Genomic DNA, 16,805 nt, shown 5'->3' on the forward strand with positions numbered 1-16,805 from the left:
CGCCCCAGTGGGCCTGTCATGCGGGAACTGCCGACCTGCGGCAGGGACGGACTGCGGGGTGGCGTCAGGGAGCGGGGCAGTAGTCCGCGACGTGAGCCACACCGTCGATCACGGGGCACGGATCGAAGGTGAAGATCACGAGGGTGCCGAGGACCACGATGACGACCGTCGAGGTGTACAGGACACCCTTGAGCCACATGCGGGTGCTGTTCTTCTCGGCGTAGTCGTTGATGATCACGCGGATGCCGTTGGTGCCGTGCAGCATCGAGAGCCACAGGAGCGTCAGGTCCCAGATCTGCCAGACCGGGTCGGCCCACTTGCCGGCGACGAAGCCGAAGTCGATCCCGCTGATGCCGTCACCCGCGACGAGGTTGACGTAGAGGTGGACGAAGATGAGTACCACGAGGATGGCTCCGGAGAGGCGCATGAACAGCCAGGCGACCATTTCGAAGTTCCCGCGGGAGCCCGGGGTGCGTGAGTAGCCGGGGGAGACGCGGCCGGAGCGCGGGCTCTCGATGGTTGGGGTAGCCATGGGTACTAACCTCCGAAGACGTGCGAGAGATGGCGGATCGAGAAGGCGATCATGACGACGGCCCAGAGGCCAATGACGCTCCAGAGCATCTGGCGGTGGTACTTGGGACCCTTCTTCCAGAAGTCCACGAGGATCACGCGGATGCCGTTGAAGGCGTGGAAGACGATGGCCGCGACCAGTCCGAGCTCCCCGAGACCCATGATGGGGTTCTTGTAGGAGGCGATCACGGCGTCGTACGCCTCGGGCGAGACCCGGACGAGGGACGTGTCCAGCACGTGGACCAGGAGGAAGAAGAAAATCACGACCCCGGTGATGCGGTGGGCGACCCAGGACCATTGGCCTTCGCGGCCACGGTAGAGGGTGCCCGCTGGTGTCAGCGACTTAGTCAGTGTCTTCGGCATTGAAATTACCTCCCTGCATCGCCTGGGCGTTAGCGCGCTATACGCAGGGATACGCCGGTGCGACAGCACTCTTCGATAAGAATAATCTAGGCCGGTGACACTCCTGGATCAATTTAGGGGCCCCTCACCTGTGACCTTGTTAACACCGGAGGGCGGCCGGAGGTTCCGGGCCGCCCGGGCGCGTCGGTTACCGTGGAACGGATGAGTACCGAGAGGGCGGCTGCCCGTACCCCTGACAATGTGTTGGAGCGCTTCCACGGCGTGATCCCCGCCGGAGGGACCGGCACCCGGCTGTGGCCTCTGTCGCGTGCCGCGGCGCCGAAGTTCCTCCACGACCTCACCGGCTCCGGGAGCACGCTGATCCGCGCGACCTACGATCGCCTGCGCCCCCTCTGCGACGGCCGCACCATGGTCGTCACCGGCATCGTCCACCGCCGTGCCGTCCTCGAGCAGTTGCCCGAGATCGAGGACATGAACCTCGTCCTCGAGTCCGAGCCCAAGGACTCCGGTGCGGCCATCGGGCTCGCCGCGGCCATCCTCCACCGGCGGGATCCGGGCATCATCATGGGATCCTTCGCCGCGGACCAGGTGATCGCACCGGTCGAGGTCTTCCAGGATGCGGTGCGCGAGGCGATCCACACGGCCGCCGAGGGGTACATCGTGACCATCGGGATCAAGCCGACGCACCCCTCCACCGGTTTCGGCTACATCAGGGCCGGCGAGCCCCTGGCGATCGACGGCGCCCCCAGCGCGCGCGCCGTGATCGAGTTCGTCGAGAAGCCCTCACAGGAGGTCGCGGACGGCTACATCGCCGGCGGCGACTACTCCTGGAACGCGGGCATGTTCGTGGCGCCGGTCGACCTCATGCTCAAGCACCTCTCGGCGAACGAGCCCGACCTCTACGCCGGCCTGATGGAGATCGCCGAGGCGTGGGACACCCCGCAGCGCGTCGAGGTGGCCCGAAGGGTCTGGCCGACGCTGCCCAAGATCGCCATCGACTACGCGGTGGCCGAACCGGCTGCGGCGGCAGGTGACGTCGCCATGATCCCGGGTGAGTTCAACTGGGACGACGTCGGCGACTTCGCCGCGATCGGCCGACTGAACCCGGCCGAGGAGAACAGCGAGCTGACGGTGATGGGGGAGGGCGCACGCGTGTTCTCCGAGAACGCCTCGGGCATCGTCGTGTCGGACACCAAGCGCGTGATCGCCCTCATCGGCATCGACGACGTCGTCATCGTCGACACGCCGGACGCCCTGCTGGTGACCACCAAGGAGCACGCGCAGGAGGTCAAGAAGGCCGTCGAACGCCTGCGGGCCAGCGGCGACACCGACGTCCTGTAGCGGACAGGTCCCCGACCGGGCCGGCCTGGCCGGACGGCGTGACCCGTGGGAAGGGGCACACGCCCCGGGGACCTGGCGTCGGGCGGCCCCCGGCCCTCGGCCCCCGGCCCTCGGAGGGGCGCGGAGGTCCCGTGACGCGGCCCCGACACAGGAGTGCTGGTCGCCGCGCCACCGGTCGGTAGGCTGAGGACGTGGAAACGTCCAGCACCCAGAGCCCTCCGGCCTCCCGCGTCGGTGCCGCCCTCGATCCCCTGCTCGACGAGCTGACCGACATCCGGCGTGACATCCACCGTCACCCGGAACTGTCCTACAAGGAGCACCGCACCACGGACCTCGTCGTGGCCCGGCTCGCGCAGGCGGGTCTGTCCCCCCGTCGCCTCGAGGGGACCGGCGCGTACGTCGACATCGGTAGCGGCCCCCTGCGGCTCGGTCTCCGCGCCGATATCGACGCGTTGCCGATCATCGAGGAGACCGGCCTGCCCTTCGCGTCCGCATCGACGGGCGTCACGCACGCCTGCGGCCATGACATCCACACCACCGTGATGCTCGGCGTCGCCCTGGTCCTCGCGGACATCGATGCCGCGACACCGCTCCCCGGCACGGTGCGCATCATCTTCCAGCCCGCCGAGGAGATGATGCCCGGGGGAGCGATCGACGTCATCGCCCAGGGTGTGCTGGACGGCCTGCCACGCATCCTCGCGCTGCACTGCGACCCGAGGATCGACGTCGGCCTGGTCGGCACGCGCATCGGTGCGATCACCTCGGCATCGGACACGATCCGGGTGGAGCTGAGCGGACGCGGCGGGCACACCTCGCGCCCGCACCTCACCGAGGACCTCGTCTTCGCGCTCGCGACCATCGCCGTCAACGTGCCGGCCGTCCTGTCCCGCCGGATCGACGTGCGCAGCGCCGTGTCCGTGGTGTGGGGCCAGATCCACGCGGGCTCCGCGCCCAATGCCATCCCCGCGCACGGCTTCATGTCCGGCACGCTCCGCTGCCTCGACGGCGAGGCCTGGGAGTCGGCCGGGGAGCTGCTCGACCGGGCCGTCCGTGAGGTCGCCGCGCCCTTCGGCGTCGACGTGAAGCTCGAGCACATCCGGGGGGTCCCACCGGTGGTCAACCAGGAGGCGGAGACCGGCCTCCTGGAGGCGGCCGCCCGGGCCGAACTCGGGTCGGGCGCCGTCGTGCTCACACCGCAGTCCATGGGAGGCGAGGACTTCGCGTGGATGACGCAGGAGGTCCCCGGCGCCATGATGCGCCTCGGGACGAGGACCCCGGGTGGTGAGACGTTCGACCTCCACCGCGGCGACTACACGCCCGACGAGCGTGCCATCGGGTACGGCGTGAGGGTCATGGCGGCGGCGGCCCTGCAGGCGGTCCTCGAACACTGACCGCAGGCTGTGCGGCTGCGTGGGCTCCGTCGGGGCTCCGTCGGGGGTCCCGCCCGGGGCGCGGAGCGGCAGGTCCGCCGGACCCGGCCGTCCTCAGCCACCTGCGCATAACGAAAGCCGAACGATCGACCGCCCTGGACGGCCCGTGTAGTGTTCCGCGTCACTTGGCCCTTAGGATGTTCGCATACGTGCTGCACCGACGGTGTCGCGGCGCCACGGTCTTCAGTGAAAACAGAGCCTCGGATCAATCGTGACCCGTGATGGACACTCACTGGCAGTCGTCCCCGTGGCGCATTTCTTTCCTGGAGGCATTTTGAAGAACTCACTGCGCACCTTCTCGCGCGGAACCGGCCTGTCCGCCGCCGTCCTCGGCGTCTCGGCCCTCGTCCTCTCCGGCTGCGGTGCGCCGCCCGCCGAGGATGCCCCCGCCGCAGGCGGTAGCAGCGCCGCCGCAGGCACCGACTACCTCGGCTGCATCGTCTCCGACTCCGGTGGATTCGACGACCGCTCGTTCAACCAGTCGAGCTACGAGGGTCTGAAGAAGGCCGAGACGGACCTCGGCATCCAGACCAACCAGGCCGAGTCGCAGGCCGAGACGGACTTCGGCCCCAACGTCGACCAGATGGTCCAGGGCGGCTGCAACCTCATCGTGACGGTGGGCTTCCTGCTCGCCGACACCACGAAGGAGGCCGCGGAGGCGAACACCGAGACGAACTTCGCGATCGTCGACGACAACTCGATCGACCTCCCCAATGTCAAGCCCATCATCTACGACACGGCCCAGGCGGCGTTCCTCGCCGGGTATGCGGCAGCGGCGACGAGCGAGACCGGGAAGGTGGCGACGTACGGCGGCATCAACATCCCGACCGTGACCATCTTCATGGACGGCTTCGCCGAAGGCGTGAACTACTTCAACGAGGAGACCGGCGGCGAGGTCGAGCTCCTGGGCTGGGACAAGGAGAGCCAGAACGGCACCTTCGTCGGCAACTTCGAGGACCAGGCAGCCGGCAAGACCAACACCCAGAACTTCATCAACGAGGGTGCGGACATCATCATGCCTGTGGCCGGTCCGGTCGGTTCCGGAACGCTCGACGCCGTCATCGAGGCGAACGCGGGCGGCAAGGACGTCAAGGCCATCTGGGTCGACTCCGACGGCTACGAGACCGCCGGCAAGGGCGAGGAGTTCATCCTCACCTCGGTCATGAAGCTCATGGGTGACGCCGTCGAGGACGTCATCAGCACCGACGTCGACGGCGAGTTCGACAACACGCCGTACGTCGGCACGCTCGAGAACGGTGGAGTGGCCCTCGCGCCGTTCCACGACCAGGAGGCCAACGTCCCCGACGACCTGCAGGCCACGCTCGACGGTCTGACGGAACAGATCGTCGCCGGCGAGATCGCGGTCGACTCGGCCGCCAGCCCCCAGTAGGACCGCGCCACACGAGTACCACCGCACCGCCTTCCTCCCCGCGGAACCCCCGCCCGGAGGAAGGCGGTTTGCGTTTGTCCCGGCTGCGTGTCCGCAGGCCGCACCCGGTATCCTTCACGTGACTTCCGCTCGATTCCGACGCGAAGACAACAGAACAGAACAGGCTGGTTGAGTTGTGAAACTCGAACTGATCGGCATCACGAAGCGCTTCGGATCGCTCGTCGCCAACGATCACATCGATCTCGTCGTCGAACCGGGACAGGTCCACAGCCTGCTCGGCGAGAACGGGGCCGGCAAGTCCACGCTCATGAACGTGCTGTACGGACTGTACGACCCCACCGAGGGTGAGATCCTCGTCAATGACAAGCCGGTGACCTTCAAGGGTCCCGGGGATGCGATGGCCGCGGGTATCGGGATGGTGCACCAGCACTTCATGCTCGTCCCGGTCTTCACCGTCGCGGAGAACGTCGCCCTCGGCAACGAGGCCACGAAAGCCGGCGGCATGCTCGACCTCCAGGAGACGCGGACGCGTATCCGCCGGATCTCCGACCAGTACGGGTTCGACGTCGATCCCGATGCCGTGGTCGAGGACCTGCCCGTCGGGGTGCAGCAGCGCGTCGAGATCATCAAGGCTCTCGTGCGGGACGCCGAGGTCCTGATCCTCGACGAGCCGACCGCCGTGCTGACGCCGAAGGAGACCGACGAACTGCTCGGGATCATGGCGCAGCTGAAGGCCGACGGCAAGTCCATCGTCTTCATCTCCCACAAGCTCCGCGAGGTCAAGGCCGTCTCCGACGTCATCACCGTCGTGCGGCGCGGCAAGGTGGTCGGCACCGCGGACCCGAGCGCCCCGACCACGGAGCTGGCCTCCCTCATGGTCGGCCGGTCCGTGAGCCTCACCCTCGACAAGAAGCCGGCCACACCCGGTGAGGTGACCTTCCGGGTGCAGGACCTCACGGTGCAGGCTCCCAACGGGCAGCACGTCGTCGACGGGCTCAGCTTCGAGGTCGCCGAGGGGGAGATCCTGGCGATCGCGGGCGTGCAGGGGAACGGCCAGACGGAACTGACCGAGGCGATCATGGGTCTCCAGGACCACGTGACCGGGTCCATCACGCTGAACGGCAACCAGTTGCTGGGCCGCAGCGTGAAGGAGGTCATCCGTGCCGGTGTCGGGTTCGTCCCCGAGGACCGGAGCGTCGAGGGCCTCGTGGGCACCTTCTCGGTGGCGGAGAACCTCATCCTCAACCGGTACGACGACGCCCCCTTCGCCCGGGGACTCTCGATGTCGCAGTCGGCGATGGAGCAGAATGCCCAGGCGAAGATCGCCGAGTACGACGTCCGGACGCAGTCCGCCCAGTCCGCGGCCGGGACCCTGTCCGGCGGCAACCAGCAGAAGGTGGTCATGGCGCGCGAGTTCTCGCGTCCCCTCAAGCTGTTCATCGCCTCGCAGCCCACCCGCGGCGTCGACGTCGGATCCATCGAGTTCCTGCACCGCCGCATCGTCGCCGAGCGCGACGGCGGCACCCCCGTCATCATCGTGTCCACAGAGCTCGACGAGGTCCTCGAGCTCGCCGACCGGATCGCGGTCCTGTACCGCGGCCGCCTCATGGGGATCGTGCCGGGCACGGTCTCGCGTGATGTCCTCGGCCTGATGATGGCCGGCATGCCCGCCGACGAAGCGCTCGCGCAGGCACACGACGTACAAGGAGGAGACCTGTGAACCCGCAGGACGACCGGCCGGTGAACCCGGCCACCGGCGGGGGAGCACACCCCACCCGACGCGACGCGAAGGACGCCGCCCGGCAGGACGAGATCCGGCTCGAGACGGCGGCCGAGACAGCGGGCGGCGAGGTGCCGCCCCCGGCCGTGCCGGCCACCACGGCGGGCCTCGGGGTCGGTCCGGGCGCCGAGGCACCCCTCATGCAGCGCATCATGACCGGCAACGCGCTCGTCGCCTTCCTCTCCGTGGTGCTGTCCCTCATCCTCGGCGGCCTGCTCATCGCGGTGACCGACCAGGAGGTGGCGAGTGCGTCGTCGTATTTCTTCAGCCGTCCGCAGGACACCATCGCTGCCGCCTGGACGGCGGCCTCGAGTGCCTACATCGCGCTCTTCCAGGGCTCGGTCTTCAACTTCGAGGGCGACACCTTCACCCGGATGATCTACCCGCTGACCCAGACCCTGACCGTGGCGACGCCGCTGATCTGCGCGGGCCTCGGCGTGGCGCTCGCCTTCCGCGCGGGCCTCTTCAACATCGGTGCGCAGGGCCAGATCCTCATCGGGGCGACATTCGCCGGCTGGGTCGGCTTCACGCTGCACCTGCCGGTCGGGATCCACCTGCTCCTGGTGATCCTCGCGGGAATGGTCGGCGGTGCCCTCTGGGGCGGCCTCGTCGGACTCCTCAAGGCACGCACGGGCGCCCACGAGGTGATCCTCACCATCATGTTCAACTACATCGCGACGAACCTGGTGCTGTACTTCCTGAGCACGCCGGCCTTCCAGCGGCCCGGTTCCACCAACCCCATCAGTCCGCAGCTGGACGCGACGGCGGTGTACCCGCCGTTGCTCGGGGCCTCCTTCCGCCTGCACTGGGGCTTCGTCGTCGCCGTGCTCGCCACGGTCTTCGTCTGGTGGCTGCTGAACAGATCCACCGTGGGCTTCGAGCTCCGCGCCGTCGGTGCGAACCCGAGCGCCGCGCGGACCGCGGGTGTGAATGTCAGCAAGGGCTACATCCTCGCCATGGCGATCGCCGGTGCACTCGCGGGCCTCGCGGGCGTCGCCCAGGTCTCCGGCACCGAGAAGGTCCTGACGTCGGGCGTCGCGGCGAGCTTCGGGTTCGACGCGATCACGGTGGCCCTGCTCGGGCGGTCGTCCCCCTGGGGCACCTTCGCGGCAGGCATCCTGTTCGGGGCCTTCCGCGCCGGTGGCGTGGCCATGCAGGCCTCCACGGGGACGAGCATCGACATCGTCCTCGTCGTGCAGTCGCTGATCGTCCTCTTCATCGCGGCGCCGCCCCTCGTCCGGGCGCTCTTCCGCCTCCCCGCCCCGGGCGCCACGCGCGCCGGCAAGGGCGGCTCCTCCACCTCCACGACCCCGACGCCAGCCTCGACCGGAGCAGCAGCATGAGCACAGCAACCACCAGCGCACCGGCGCGCAGCGCGAGCGACGCGACCGTCCGGAGCTGGAAGAACCCGATCATCCTGTCCGTCGTGGCACTCTTCGCGCTCTTCGTCTTCGCCGTCGGAGCGCCGGGCAACGACGTCACGTTCCGGTTGTCCGAGGAGAACGATCCGATCGTCCTCCCGTCGATCGTCGTCTCGGCGCCCGTCATCGGGTGGGTCGCGGCCCTGGCCATGATCGCCCTCGCCGTCCTCGCGATCCTCCGGACCCGGTCCGGGCGGAAGATCCCGGTCTGGGTCCTGGCGGTCTTCGCCGTCCTGTTCCTGATCGCCTTCCTCACGTGGGTGGTCGGCAGCGCCCGGACACCGAATGTCGCCCTGTACGGGCTCCTCGCCGGCTCGGTGACCCTCGCGGTGCCGCTCATCTTCGGCTCGCTCTCGGGTGTGCTCTGTGAGCGCTCGGGCGTCGTGAACATCGCGATCGAGGGCCAGCTCCTCTTCGGGGCGTTCGCAGCCGCCGTCGCCGCGTCGCTCTCCGGCAGCGCGTTCGTGGGCCTCCTCGCGGCAGCGGTCGCCGGAGTCCTCGTCTCGCTCGTCCTCGCGGTCTTCAGCATCCGGTACGTCGTCAATCAGGTGATCGTCGGCGTCGTCCTGAACGTGCTCGTCTCCGGGCTCACGGGTTTCCTGTTCTCCGCCGTCCTCAGCGAGGACTCGGAGCGCTGGAACTCCCCGCCGCGCCTGCCCGTCATCGACATCCCGTTGCTCGCCGACATCCCCGTGATCGGGCCGATCCTCTTCCAGCAGACGATCGTCGGCTACCTCATGTACATCGCCGTCGCCGTCGTGTACGTGGCGCTGTACCACTCGCGGTGGGGCCTTCGGACCCGCGCAGTGGGCGAGCACCCCAAGGCCGCCGACACGCTGGGCGTCAACGTCAACCGCATGCGGTTCATGAACGTGCTGCTGGCGGGCGTCGTGGCGGGTATCGGCGGATCCTTCTTCACGCTCGTGGCCGTCTCCGGCTTCGGGCGGGACATGACGGCGGGGCAGGGCTACATCGCGCTGGCAGCCCTGATCTTCGGCCGCTGGAACCCGATCGGTGCGTTCTTCGCGGCGCTGCTCTTCGGCTTCGCCACCAACCTCTCCAATGTCCTCAGCCTGCTCGGCACCCCGGTGCCGGACCAGTTCCTGCGCATGCTGCCGTACGTGGTGACGGTGTTCGCCGTCGCCGGGCTCGTCGGCCGGTCCCGCGCACCGGGCGCGAGCGGCATTCCGTACATCAAGGGCTAGGAGGCTCCGCATGACCGAGAACGACATCCCCTGGGAGGACCTCGCCGCCGCCGCGCGAACCGCGATGGCGAAAGCGTACGTCCCCTATTCCACGTACCCGGTAGGGGCGGCGGCTCTGCTCGACGACGGCCGGATCATCTCCGGCTGCAACGTCGAGAACGCGTCCTACGGGCTGACCCTGTGCGCCGAGTGCGCCCTCGTCAGCGCGCTCGCGATGAGCGGGGGCGGACGCATCCGCGCCTTCAGCTGCGTGGACGGCGAGGGGAACACCCTCATGCCGTGCGGCCGCTGCCGGCAGTTGCTGTACGAGTTCCGGGCGCCCGACATGGTGCTCATGACCGTCAGCGGCATCCGCACCATGGACGAGGTCCTGCCCGACGCCTTCGGGCCGCAGCATCTCGCCTGACCCGGGCCCCGCCCGACCAGCGCCGCGAGGGGCGCGGCCCTTCCGGCCGCGCCCCTCGCACGTCACGGCCGCCCCATCGGCCGCCGGCACCATGTGACCCACGCCCGACCACCGCTCGACCAGAGGACACCACCATGACTGAAGCCTTCGACGCCGTCGACATCATCCGCATCAAGCGCGACCGCGGCACCCTGACGCCCGAGCAGATCGACTGGACCATCGACGCCTACACGCGCAGCGCCATCGCCGACGAGCAGATGTCCGCCCTGAACATGGCCATCCTGCTCAACGGGATGGACCGCGCCGAGATCTCCCGCTGGACCGCCGCGATGATCGCCTCGGGGGAACGGATGGACTTCTCCTCCCTGGGTCGGCCGACGAGCGACAAGCACTCGACCGGCGGGGTCGGGGACAAGATCACCCTTCCGCTGGCACCGCTCGTCGCGGTCTTCGGTGTCGCGGTACCGCAGCTCTCCGGTCGCGGCCTCGGTCACACGGGTGGCACGCTGGACAAGCTCGAATCGATCCCCGGCTGGCAGGCGCACCTCAGCAACGAGGACATGATGCGCCAGCTCGCGGAGGTGGGAGCGGTCATCTGCGCCGCCGGGACCGGCCTCGCTCCGGCGGACAAGAAGCTGTACGCCCTGCGCGACGTCACGGGCACCGTCGAGGCCATCCCCCTCATCGCCTCCTCGATCATGAGCAAGAAGATCGCCGAGGGCACGGGGTCGCTCGTCCTCGACGTGAAGGTGGGCAGCGGGGCGTTCATGAAGAACGTGGACCAGGCACGCGAACTGGCCGAGACGATGGTGGCGCTCGGGAAGGACGCCGGCGTCAACACCGTCGCGCTCCTGACCGACATGAGTACGCCGCTGGGCCTGACGGCCGGCAACGCCATCGAGGTCGAGGAGTCCGTCGAGGTGCTCGCGGGCGGTGGTCCGTCCGACGTCGTCGAGCTCACGGTCCGCCTCGCGGAGGAGATGCTCGCCTGCGCGGGTGTGCACGACGCCGATCCGGCCGCTGCGCTGAAGGACGGCCGCGCCATGGACGTCTGGAACCGGATGATCGAGGCGCAGGGCGGCGACCCTCGTGCCACGCTCCCGGTCGCGAAGGAGTCCGAGGTGGTCCTGGCGCCGACCGACGGAGTCCTCGTGGGTCTCGATGCCCTCGCCGTGGGCGTCGCGGCCTGGCGCCTCGGAGCCGGGCGTGCCCGCAAGGAGGACCAGGTGCAGGCCGGCGCGGGTGTGCGTCTGCACGCGAAGCCCGGTGCCACCGTCCGTGCGGGCGAACCCCTCATGACGCTGCTCACCGACACTCCCGACAAGTTCGATCGCGCCCGCGAGGCTCTCACCGACGCCGTCGTCATCGCCCCCGAGGGATCACGGACCGCCCAGCACTCATCATCGACCGGATCGCCTGAGGGTCCCCGCCCGGTTCCCGCCCGGTTCCCGCCCGGTTCCCGCCCGGTTCCCGCCCGGTTCCCGCCCGGTTCCCGTCCCGTCTCAACGCGGCACTGCTGGTCCCCGCTCCGGGGCGCGTCGGGGATGATCCCTAGGGGGTCCGACGGCCGGCCTCATCCCCAGGGGTGAGGCTCGCCGTCGCCGATGTCGGCCGGAAGGGCGACGACCCGGAGGTGGGCCCCCGGGTAGCGTCGACGGCAGGCGCACGGCAGCGTATCGCGGCTCGCCCCGAGCCGCGCCGCACGGCGCCATGTCCCGTCCCGACCATCCCGCGGCATCCTCCGCCGGGACGGCGCCGGTGGGGCGGACGAGCGGCAGGAGCCCCTGGATGGACGAGATCATCAGTGCACTGGACGGCATCAGCGGGTTCGTCCTCGCTGCGGCCGAGCAGCCCTGGGTCTATCTGCTGGTCCTCGTCTGCTGCCTCGTCGACGGGTTCTTCCCGCCGTTCCCGAGCGAGTCCGTCGTCGTCGGCCTCGCCTCCCTCGTCATCACGCAGGGCGTCCCCGATCCGTGGCTGCTGATCCTCGCCGCGGCCCTCGGGGCGTTCCTCGGTGACAACATCGCGTACATGATCGGCCGGGGGATCGGGACCACCCGGTTCCGGTGGATGCGGCGGCCCCGCCCGCAGCGCTCCTTCGCCTGGGCGGGCCGGGAGCTGTCGAAACGTGCCGCCTCACTCATCCTGGTGGCCAGGTTCATCCCGATCGGCCGGGTGGCCGTCAACCTGACCGCGGGAGCAACCGGCTACTCGCAACGGCGCTTCGTCGCCCTGACCGCGCTGTCCGGCATCGTCTGGGCGGGCTACTCCGTGGGCATCGGTGCCGTCGCCGGTACGTGGTTCCAGCACAACCACCTGCTCGGTGTGGCGGTGGCGATCGGGATCGCCGTGGTCATCGGGTTCGTCGTGGACCGGGTCATCGCGCTCGTGCGGGGATCGACGCCCCTGCAGGAAGCTGTCGAGGCGCACCAGGACGAGCCCGAACCAGCGCGCGAGACGAGCCCGCCCTGAAAGGGATCGCGTAGGCTGGTCGCCGTGACCCAGACCCAGAACGACGCCGTCCCCACCGCTGCCGTCGACATCCAGACCCTGCCGAAGATCTCCCTCCACGACCACCTGGACGGCGGCCTCCGTCCGGCCACCATCCTCGAGCTCGCCGCCGAGATCGGCCACGAACTGCCCGCCGCGGATGCCGAATCGCTCGGTGCGTGGTTCCGCGAGTCGGCGGACTCCGGCTCGCTGGTCCGGTACCTCGAGACCTTCGACCACACCATAGCCGTCATGCAGACGCGCGAGGGACTCATCCGGGTGGCCCGCGAGTTCGTCGAGGACCTCGCGCTCGACGGCGTCGTCTACGGCGAGGTGCGCTGGGCTCCCGAGCAGCACACGCAGAAGGGACTGTCCCTGGACGAGGCCGTCGAGGCCGTGCAGGAGGGCCTCGAGGCCGGGGCCGCCGCGGCGATCGCCGCCGGCCGGGTCATCCAGGTGGGACAGCTCATCACCGCCATGCGTCACGCGGACCGTGGCCAGGAGATCGCGGAACTCGCCGTCCGCCACCGCGACCGCGGTGCTGTCGGCTTCGACATCGCCGGAGCCGAGAACGGCTTCCTGCCCTCGCGCTTCGCCGAGGCGTTCACCTATCTCGCCTCCGAGCAGTTCCCGGTGACCATCCACGCCGGCGAGGCCGCCGGCCTGGACAGCATCAAGGACGCCCTCGTCGCGGGCCGTGCGCTGCGCCTGGGGCACGGCGTGCGCATCGCCGAGGACATCGAGATCGAGGAGTCGGAGGACGAGCAGGCCGGTGACAGCGAGGAGATCGGGATCGCGAACCTCGGGCGCGTCGCGTCGTGGGTCCGTGACCGGGGCATCCCCCTGGAGCTGTGCCCGTCGTCGAACCTGCAGACCGGGGCCATCGAGGCCTTCGGGACCACGATCGACAGCCATCCCTTCGACCTGCTCTACCAACTCGGCTTCAAGGTCACGGTGAACACGGACAACCGGCTCATGAGCGGTGTCACGCTGACCGGCGAGTTCGAACTGCTGGTCGACACCTTCGGCTACGACCTCGCGGACCTCCTCGATCTCACCCTCAACGCCGTGGACGCCTCGTTCCTCCCGCTCGAGGACCGCGATGCCCTCGCCGAGCACATCGCCGAGGCCTTCGACGCCGCTGCCCGCCAGGCATCCGCCTAGCAGCGCCGTGCAGCACGAGGCCCCGTCGACGCCGGCCGCCGCGACCGGACCGGGCGTGGCGGTCGAGCGGCTTGTCGAGGTGGTGGACCTCCTGCGCAGGCACTGCCGCTGGACGGCGGCCCTGACCCACGAAGCGCTGCTCGCCTACCTCGTCGAGGAGACCTACGAACTCTACGAGGCGGTCGACGACGTCGCGCGAGCGTCCGTGCCGTCACCCGGGCTCGTCGACGAACTGCGCGGCGAACTCGGTGACGTGCTGTTCCAGGTGGTGCTGCACGCCCGGTTGGCGGCCGAGCAGGACCACTTCGATCTGGCGGACGTCGTGGCGGGCCTGACGGCGAAGCTGGTGCGCCGCAACCCCCATGTGTTCACCGCGGACGGTGCCCTCCTGGAGCTGCCGGGAACTGCGGCGGGTCCAGGAGGTGCAGCGGGCGCGCCGGTTTCGGCCGAGGAGATCGTCGAGACCTGGCACGCCGTCAAGCGCCGCGAGAAGCCCTCGCGCACATCGCCGTTCGACGGTATCCCGCACCACCTGCCCGCCTTGGCGTTCGCCGCCAAGACGCTGGCCCGGGCGGGCGAATCCGCCGGGCCGTCGGAGGGTGCACCGGGCGGTCGACCGGAGGGTGGTCCGGAGAGCAGATCGGTCGGTACGCAGCAGGGAGAGGTTCCGCCCGGCGACGAAGCCACCCTGGGCCAGGCCCTCCTGGAGCTGACCCGCCGGGCGGTCCACCTCGGCCTCGATCCAGAGCGCGCGCTGCGCCGGGCCGTGCTGGAGTACCAGGCGGGCTCGGAGCGAGGGTGAGACCGGCCGTGTCGCTGCGGCATCCTGATCGCCGCCTGACCGGTTCCCCGCACGCGCCGTGCAGCGTGGACGGGGCGATGCGGCGCCGCGTCACACGTCGGGTTCCCACCCGACGTCCGGAAGCCGCGTGAACTAGGCTGGGAGCAACACCTCCGTTGCTCCGACAAAGACGTCCCAACACGATGTGAATCCCGATACTCCAACGAAGAGGAGCAATTCCATGGCCATTATCGATGCCATCCACGCGAGGGAGATCCTCGACTCCCGCGGCAACCCCACGGTCGAGGTCGAGGTCCTGCTCGACGACGACACCTTCGGCCGCGCGGCGGTCCCCTCCGGTGCGTCCACCGGAGCCTTCGAGGCCAACGAGCGTCGCGACGGCGAGAAGGACCGCTACCTCGGCAAGGGCGTCCTGCAGGCCGTCGAAGCCGTCATCGAGCAGATCCAGCCGGCCCTCCTCGGCTTCGACGCTGCGGACCAGCGCGCCATCGACCAGGCGATGATCGACCTGGACGGTACGGAGAACAAGTCGAACCTGGGCGCCAACGCGATGCTGGGCGTCTCGCTCGCCATCGCCCGCGCTGCTGCCGAGTCCTCCGCCCTGCCGCTCTACCGCTACCTCGGCGGCCCCAACGCGCACGTGCTGCCCGTGCCCCTCATGAACATCCTCAACGGTGGTTCGCACGCGGATTCCGACGTCGACATCCAGGAGTTCATGATCGTTCCTCTGGGCGCCCAGACCTACTCCGAGGGCCTCCGCTGGGGCGTCGAGGTGTACCACGAGCTCAAGTCCGTGCTGAAGGAGAAGGGCCTCGCGACGGGTCTCGGCGACGAGGGTGGCTTCGCGCCGAACCTCCCGTCCAACCGCGATGCCCTGGACCTCATCACCACCGCCGTCGAGCGGGCCGGCTACACGCCCGGGACCGATATCGCCTTCGCCCTCGACGTCGCCGCCTCCGAGTTCTACGAGGACGGCGCGTACCAGTTCGAGGGCAAGGCGCTCAGCACCGAGGAGATGAGCGCCTACTACGTGGAGCTCGTCCGCGACTACCCCCTGGTCTCCATCGAGGATCCCCTCGACGAGGACGACTGGGAGGGCTGGAAGCACCTGACCGACGCGATCGGCGACAAGGTGCAGCTCGTGGGTGATGACCTCTTCGTCACCAACCCCGTCCGCCTGGCCAAGGGCATCCAGAACCAGACGGCCAACTCGCTGCTGGTGAAGGTCAACCAGATCGGTACCCTCACCGAGACCCTGGACGCCATCTCGATGGCCCAGCGCGCCGGCTACACGACGATCACCTCCCACCGCTCCGGCGAGACCGAGGACACGACGATCGCGGACATCTGCGTCGCGACGAACGCCGGACAGATCAAGACCGGAGCGCCCGCGCGGAGCGAGCGCGTCGCGAAGTACAACCAGCTGCTGCGCATCGAGGAGGAGCTCGACGACGCCGCACGCTACGCCGGTCGCTCCGCCTTCCCGCGTTTCACCGCCTAGGTGATCCTCGGGTGAGCGGCTGGGCGGTTACCCTCGTTAGACGGGTTCCGCGAGGAATCCGACGCGAACCGACGCGACTGCACTGACGAGGAGCTCCATGACTGCCCGCCGCCCTAACGTGCCGCGAGCCGGCCGACCGACGCCAGTGGCGGACGATCGGCCGGTTCCCGGAGCGGCCAAGGGCCAGACCTCACCGCACGGAGATCACCGGTCCGGCGTGGCCACGCCCGGAGCCGGCTCCCGGCAGGGGACGCATCCGTCCACCTCCCGCGGGTCGGAGCCCCGGTCCGGGGGATCGTCGCAGCGGGCGCCCGGGGTGCCGCGGACGGTGGGCCCCTCCGCGACGAAGGATCCACGGGACGCTGCGAAGACTGTTCCGGCCCGGAAGGGCACGGCCCCTGCGGGGGCAGGCTCCACCCGGAAGCCCGCGGCGACGACTCCCTCGGACGTGCGTGCGGCCGAGAGGTCCCAGCTGGCCGCGAGCATCCGCCGCGGCCGCCTCGGATCGCGCCGCGCGGAGTCGCCGATCCAGCCTGCCGAAGAGGCGACGCCCATCCCGGCGAAGTCGTTCTCCGGCCGGCTGCTGGCCCTCGCCGTCGTCCTGATCGCCGTGATCGTGCTGCTGGCACCCTCGGTGAGCCGTTACGTCCAGCAGCAGTCCGAGCTCGATGCCCTCCGCGCGGACATTGCCCGGCAGGAGCAGCAGCAGGCGGACTACCAGTCGGAACTGGCCCGGTGGGACGACCCCGCCTTCGTGAAGCAGCAGGCGCGCGAACGGATCTTCCTCGTGATGCCCGGCGAGACCCGCTACCTCGTCAAGGGCAGCGAGGGCATCGAGAAGGGGACGGGCGAAGGATCGGCCGCCGAGCCGGCCGATCTCCCCTGGGTCGATTCCCTGTGGAGCTCGGTGGAGCGCGCCGCGACGGATTGAAACCGGATGGA

General features: G+C 69.6%; 14 protein-coding genes and 1 pseudogene. 13 read left to right on the forward strand and 2 right to left on the reverse strand.

Annotation, left to right across the window (positions count from 1 at the left end; all coding sequences use genetic code 11):
- Nucleotides 1-64: 64 nt before the first annotated feature.
- Complete coding sequence (locus tag NVV32_RS04050; RefSeq protein WP_055770077.1) at nt 65-532, reverse strand: succinate dehydrogenase hydrophobic membrane anchor subunit; 468 nt, start codon at nt 530-532, stop codon at nt 65-67.
- Nucleotides 533-537: 5 nt separating this feature from the next.
- The gene (sdhC, locus tag NVV32_RS04055) at nt 538-933 is read right to left on the reverse strand and encodes a succinate dehydrogenase, cytochrome b556 subunit (RefSeq protein WP_055770080.1); all 396 of its coding nucleotides are present in this window, start codon (nt 931-933) and stop codon (nt 538-540) included.
- Nucleotides 934-1,134: 201 nt separating this feature from the next.
- On the opposite strand from sdhC, the gene NVV32_RS04060 reads away from it, so the two are divergent.
- The 13 genes and pseudogenes from NVV32_RS04060 (at nt 1,135) to NVV32_RS04120 (ending at nt 16,794) form a co-directional block, all read left to right on the forward strand.
- Nucleotides 1,135-2,274, forward strand: a complete 1,140-nt coding sequence (locus tag NVV32_RS04060) for a mannose-1-phosphate guanylyltransferase (RefSeq protein ID WP_055770083.1) — start codon at nt 1,135-1,137, stop codon at nt 2,272-2,274.
- A 191-nt stretch (nt 2,275-2,465) separates the two neighbouring features.
- Nucleotides 2,466-3,665 carry an amidohydrolase gene (locus NVV32_RS04065; RefSeq protein WP_422391475.1) on the forward strand — a complete coding sequence of 400 codons (1,200 nt, stop codon included), beginning with the start codon at nt 2,466-2,468 and terminating at the stop codon, nt 3,663-3,665.
- 313 nt (nt 3,666-3,978) lie between these two features.
- Nucleotides 3,979-5,094, forward strand: coding sequence for a BMP family lipoprotein (locus NVV32_RS04070; protein ID WP_055770089.1), 1,116 nt, complete (start codon nt 3,979-3,981; stop codon nt 5,092-5,094).
- A gap of 175 nt (nt 5,095-5,269) precedes the next feature.
- Complete coding sequence (locus tag NVV32_RS04075; RefSeq protein WP_055770091.1) at nt 5,270-6,814, forward strand: ABC transporter ATP-binding protein; 1,545 nt, start codon at nt 5,270-5,272, stop codon at nt 6,812-6,814.
- A complete protein-coding gene (locus tag NVV32_RS04080; protein WP_422391476.1) occupies nt 6,811-8,217 on the forward strand; it encodes an ABC transporter permease in 1,407 nt (468 codons plus the stop codon). Before NVV32_RS04075 ends, NVV32_RS04080 begins: the two co-directional genes overlap by 4 nt.
- Nucleotides 8,214-9,500, forward strand: coding sequence for an ABC transporter permease (locus NVV32_RS04085; RefSeq protein WP_422391477.1), 1,287 nt, complete (start codon nt 8,214-8,216; stop codon nt 9,498-9,500). Before NVV32_RS04080 ends, NVV32_RS04085 begins: the two co-directional genes overlap by 4 nt.
- Before the next feature lie 10 nt (nt 9,501-9,510).
- Entirely contained in the window at nt 9,511-9,906 is a 396-nt protein-coding gene (locus NVV32_RS04090; RefSeq protein ID WP_055770097.1) for a cytidine deaminase, read from the forward strand.
- Nucleotides 9,907-10,040: 134 nt separating this feature from the next.
- Nucleotides 10,041-11,326: pseudogene (locus NVV32_RS04095) on the forward strand (thymidine phosphorylase).
- 368 nt (nt 11,327-11,694) lie between these two features.
- Nucleotides 11,695-12,378, forward strand: a complete 684-nt coding sequence (locus tag NVV32_RS04100; protein ID WP_055770102.1) for a DedA family protein — start codon at nt 11,695-11,697, stop codon at nt 12,376-12,378.
- 24 nt (nt 12,379-12,402) lie between these two features.
- Complete coding sequence (locus NVV32_RS04105) at nt 12,403-13,560, forward strand: adenosine deaminase (RefSeq protein ID WP_055770105.1); 1,158 nt, start codon at nt 12,403-12,405, stop codon at nt 13,558-13,560.
- A gap of 7 nt (nt 13,561-13,567) precedes the next feature.
- Nucleotides 13,568-14,362 carry a MazG nucleotide pyrophosphohydrolase domain-containing protein gene (locus NVV32_RS04110; RefSeq protein ID WP_235498737.1) on the forward strand — a complete coding sequence of 265 codons (795 nt, stop codon included), beginning with the start codon at nt 13,568-13,570 and terminating at the stop codon, nt 14,360-14,362.
- A gap of 220 nt (nt 14,363-14,582) precedes the next feature.
- The gene (gene eno / locus NVV32_RS04115; RefSeq protein WP_055770108.1) at nt 14,583-15,863 is read left to right on the forward strand and encodes a phosphopyruvate hydratase; all 1,281 of its coding nucleotides are present in this window, start codon (nt 14,583-14,585) and stop codon (nt 15,861-15,863) included.
- A gap of 217 nt (nt 15,864-16,080) precedes the next feature.
- Nucleotides 16,081-16,794: an FtsB family cell division protein gene (locus tag NVV32_RS04120; protein ID WP_422391478.1), complete on the forward strand. Its 714-nt coding sequence runs from the start codon at nt 16,081-16,083 to the stop codon at nt 16,792-16,794.
- Nucleotides 16,795-16,805: the final 11 nt, after the last annotated feature.

The sequence above is a fragment of the Arthrobacter sp. N1 genome (genome assembly GCF_048288285.1).
In the GTDB taxonomy this organism is placed as follows: Bacteria; Actinomycetota; Actinomycetes; order Actinomycetales; family Micrococcaceae; genus Arthrobacter_D.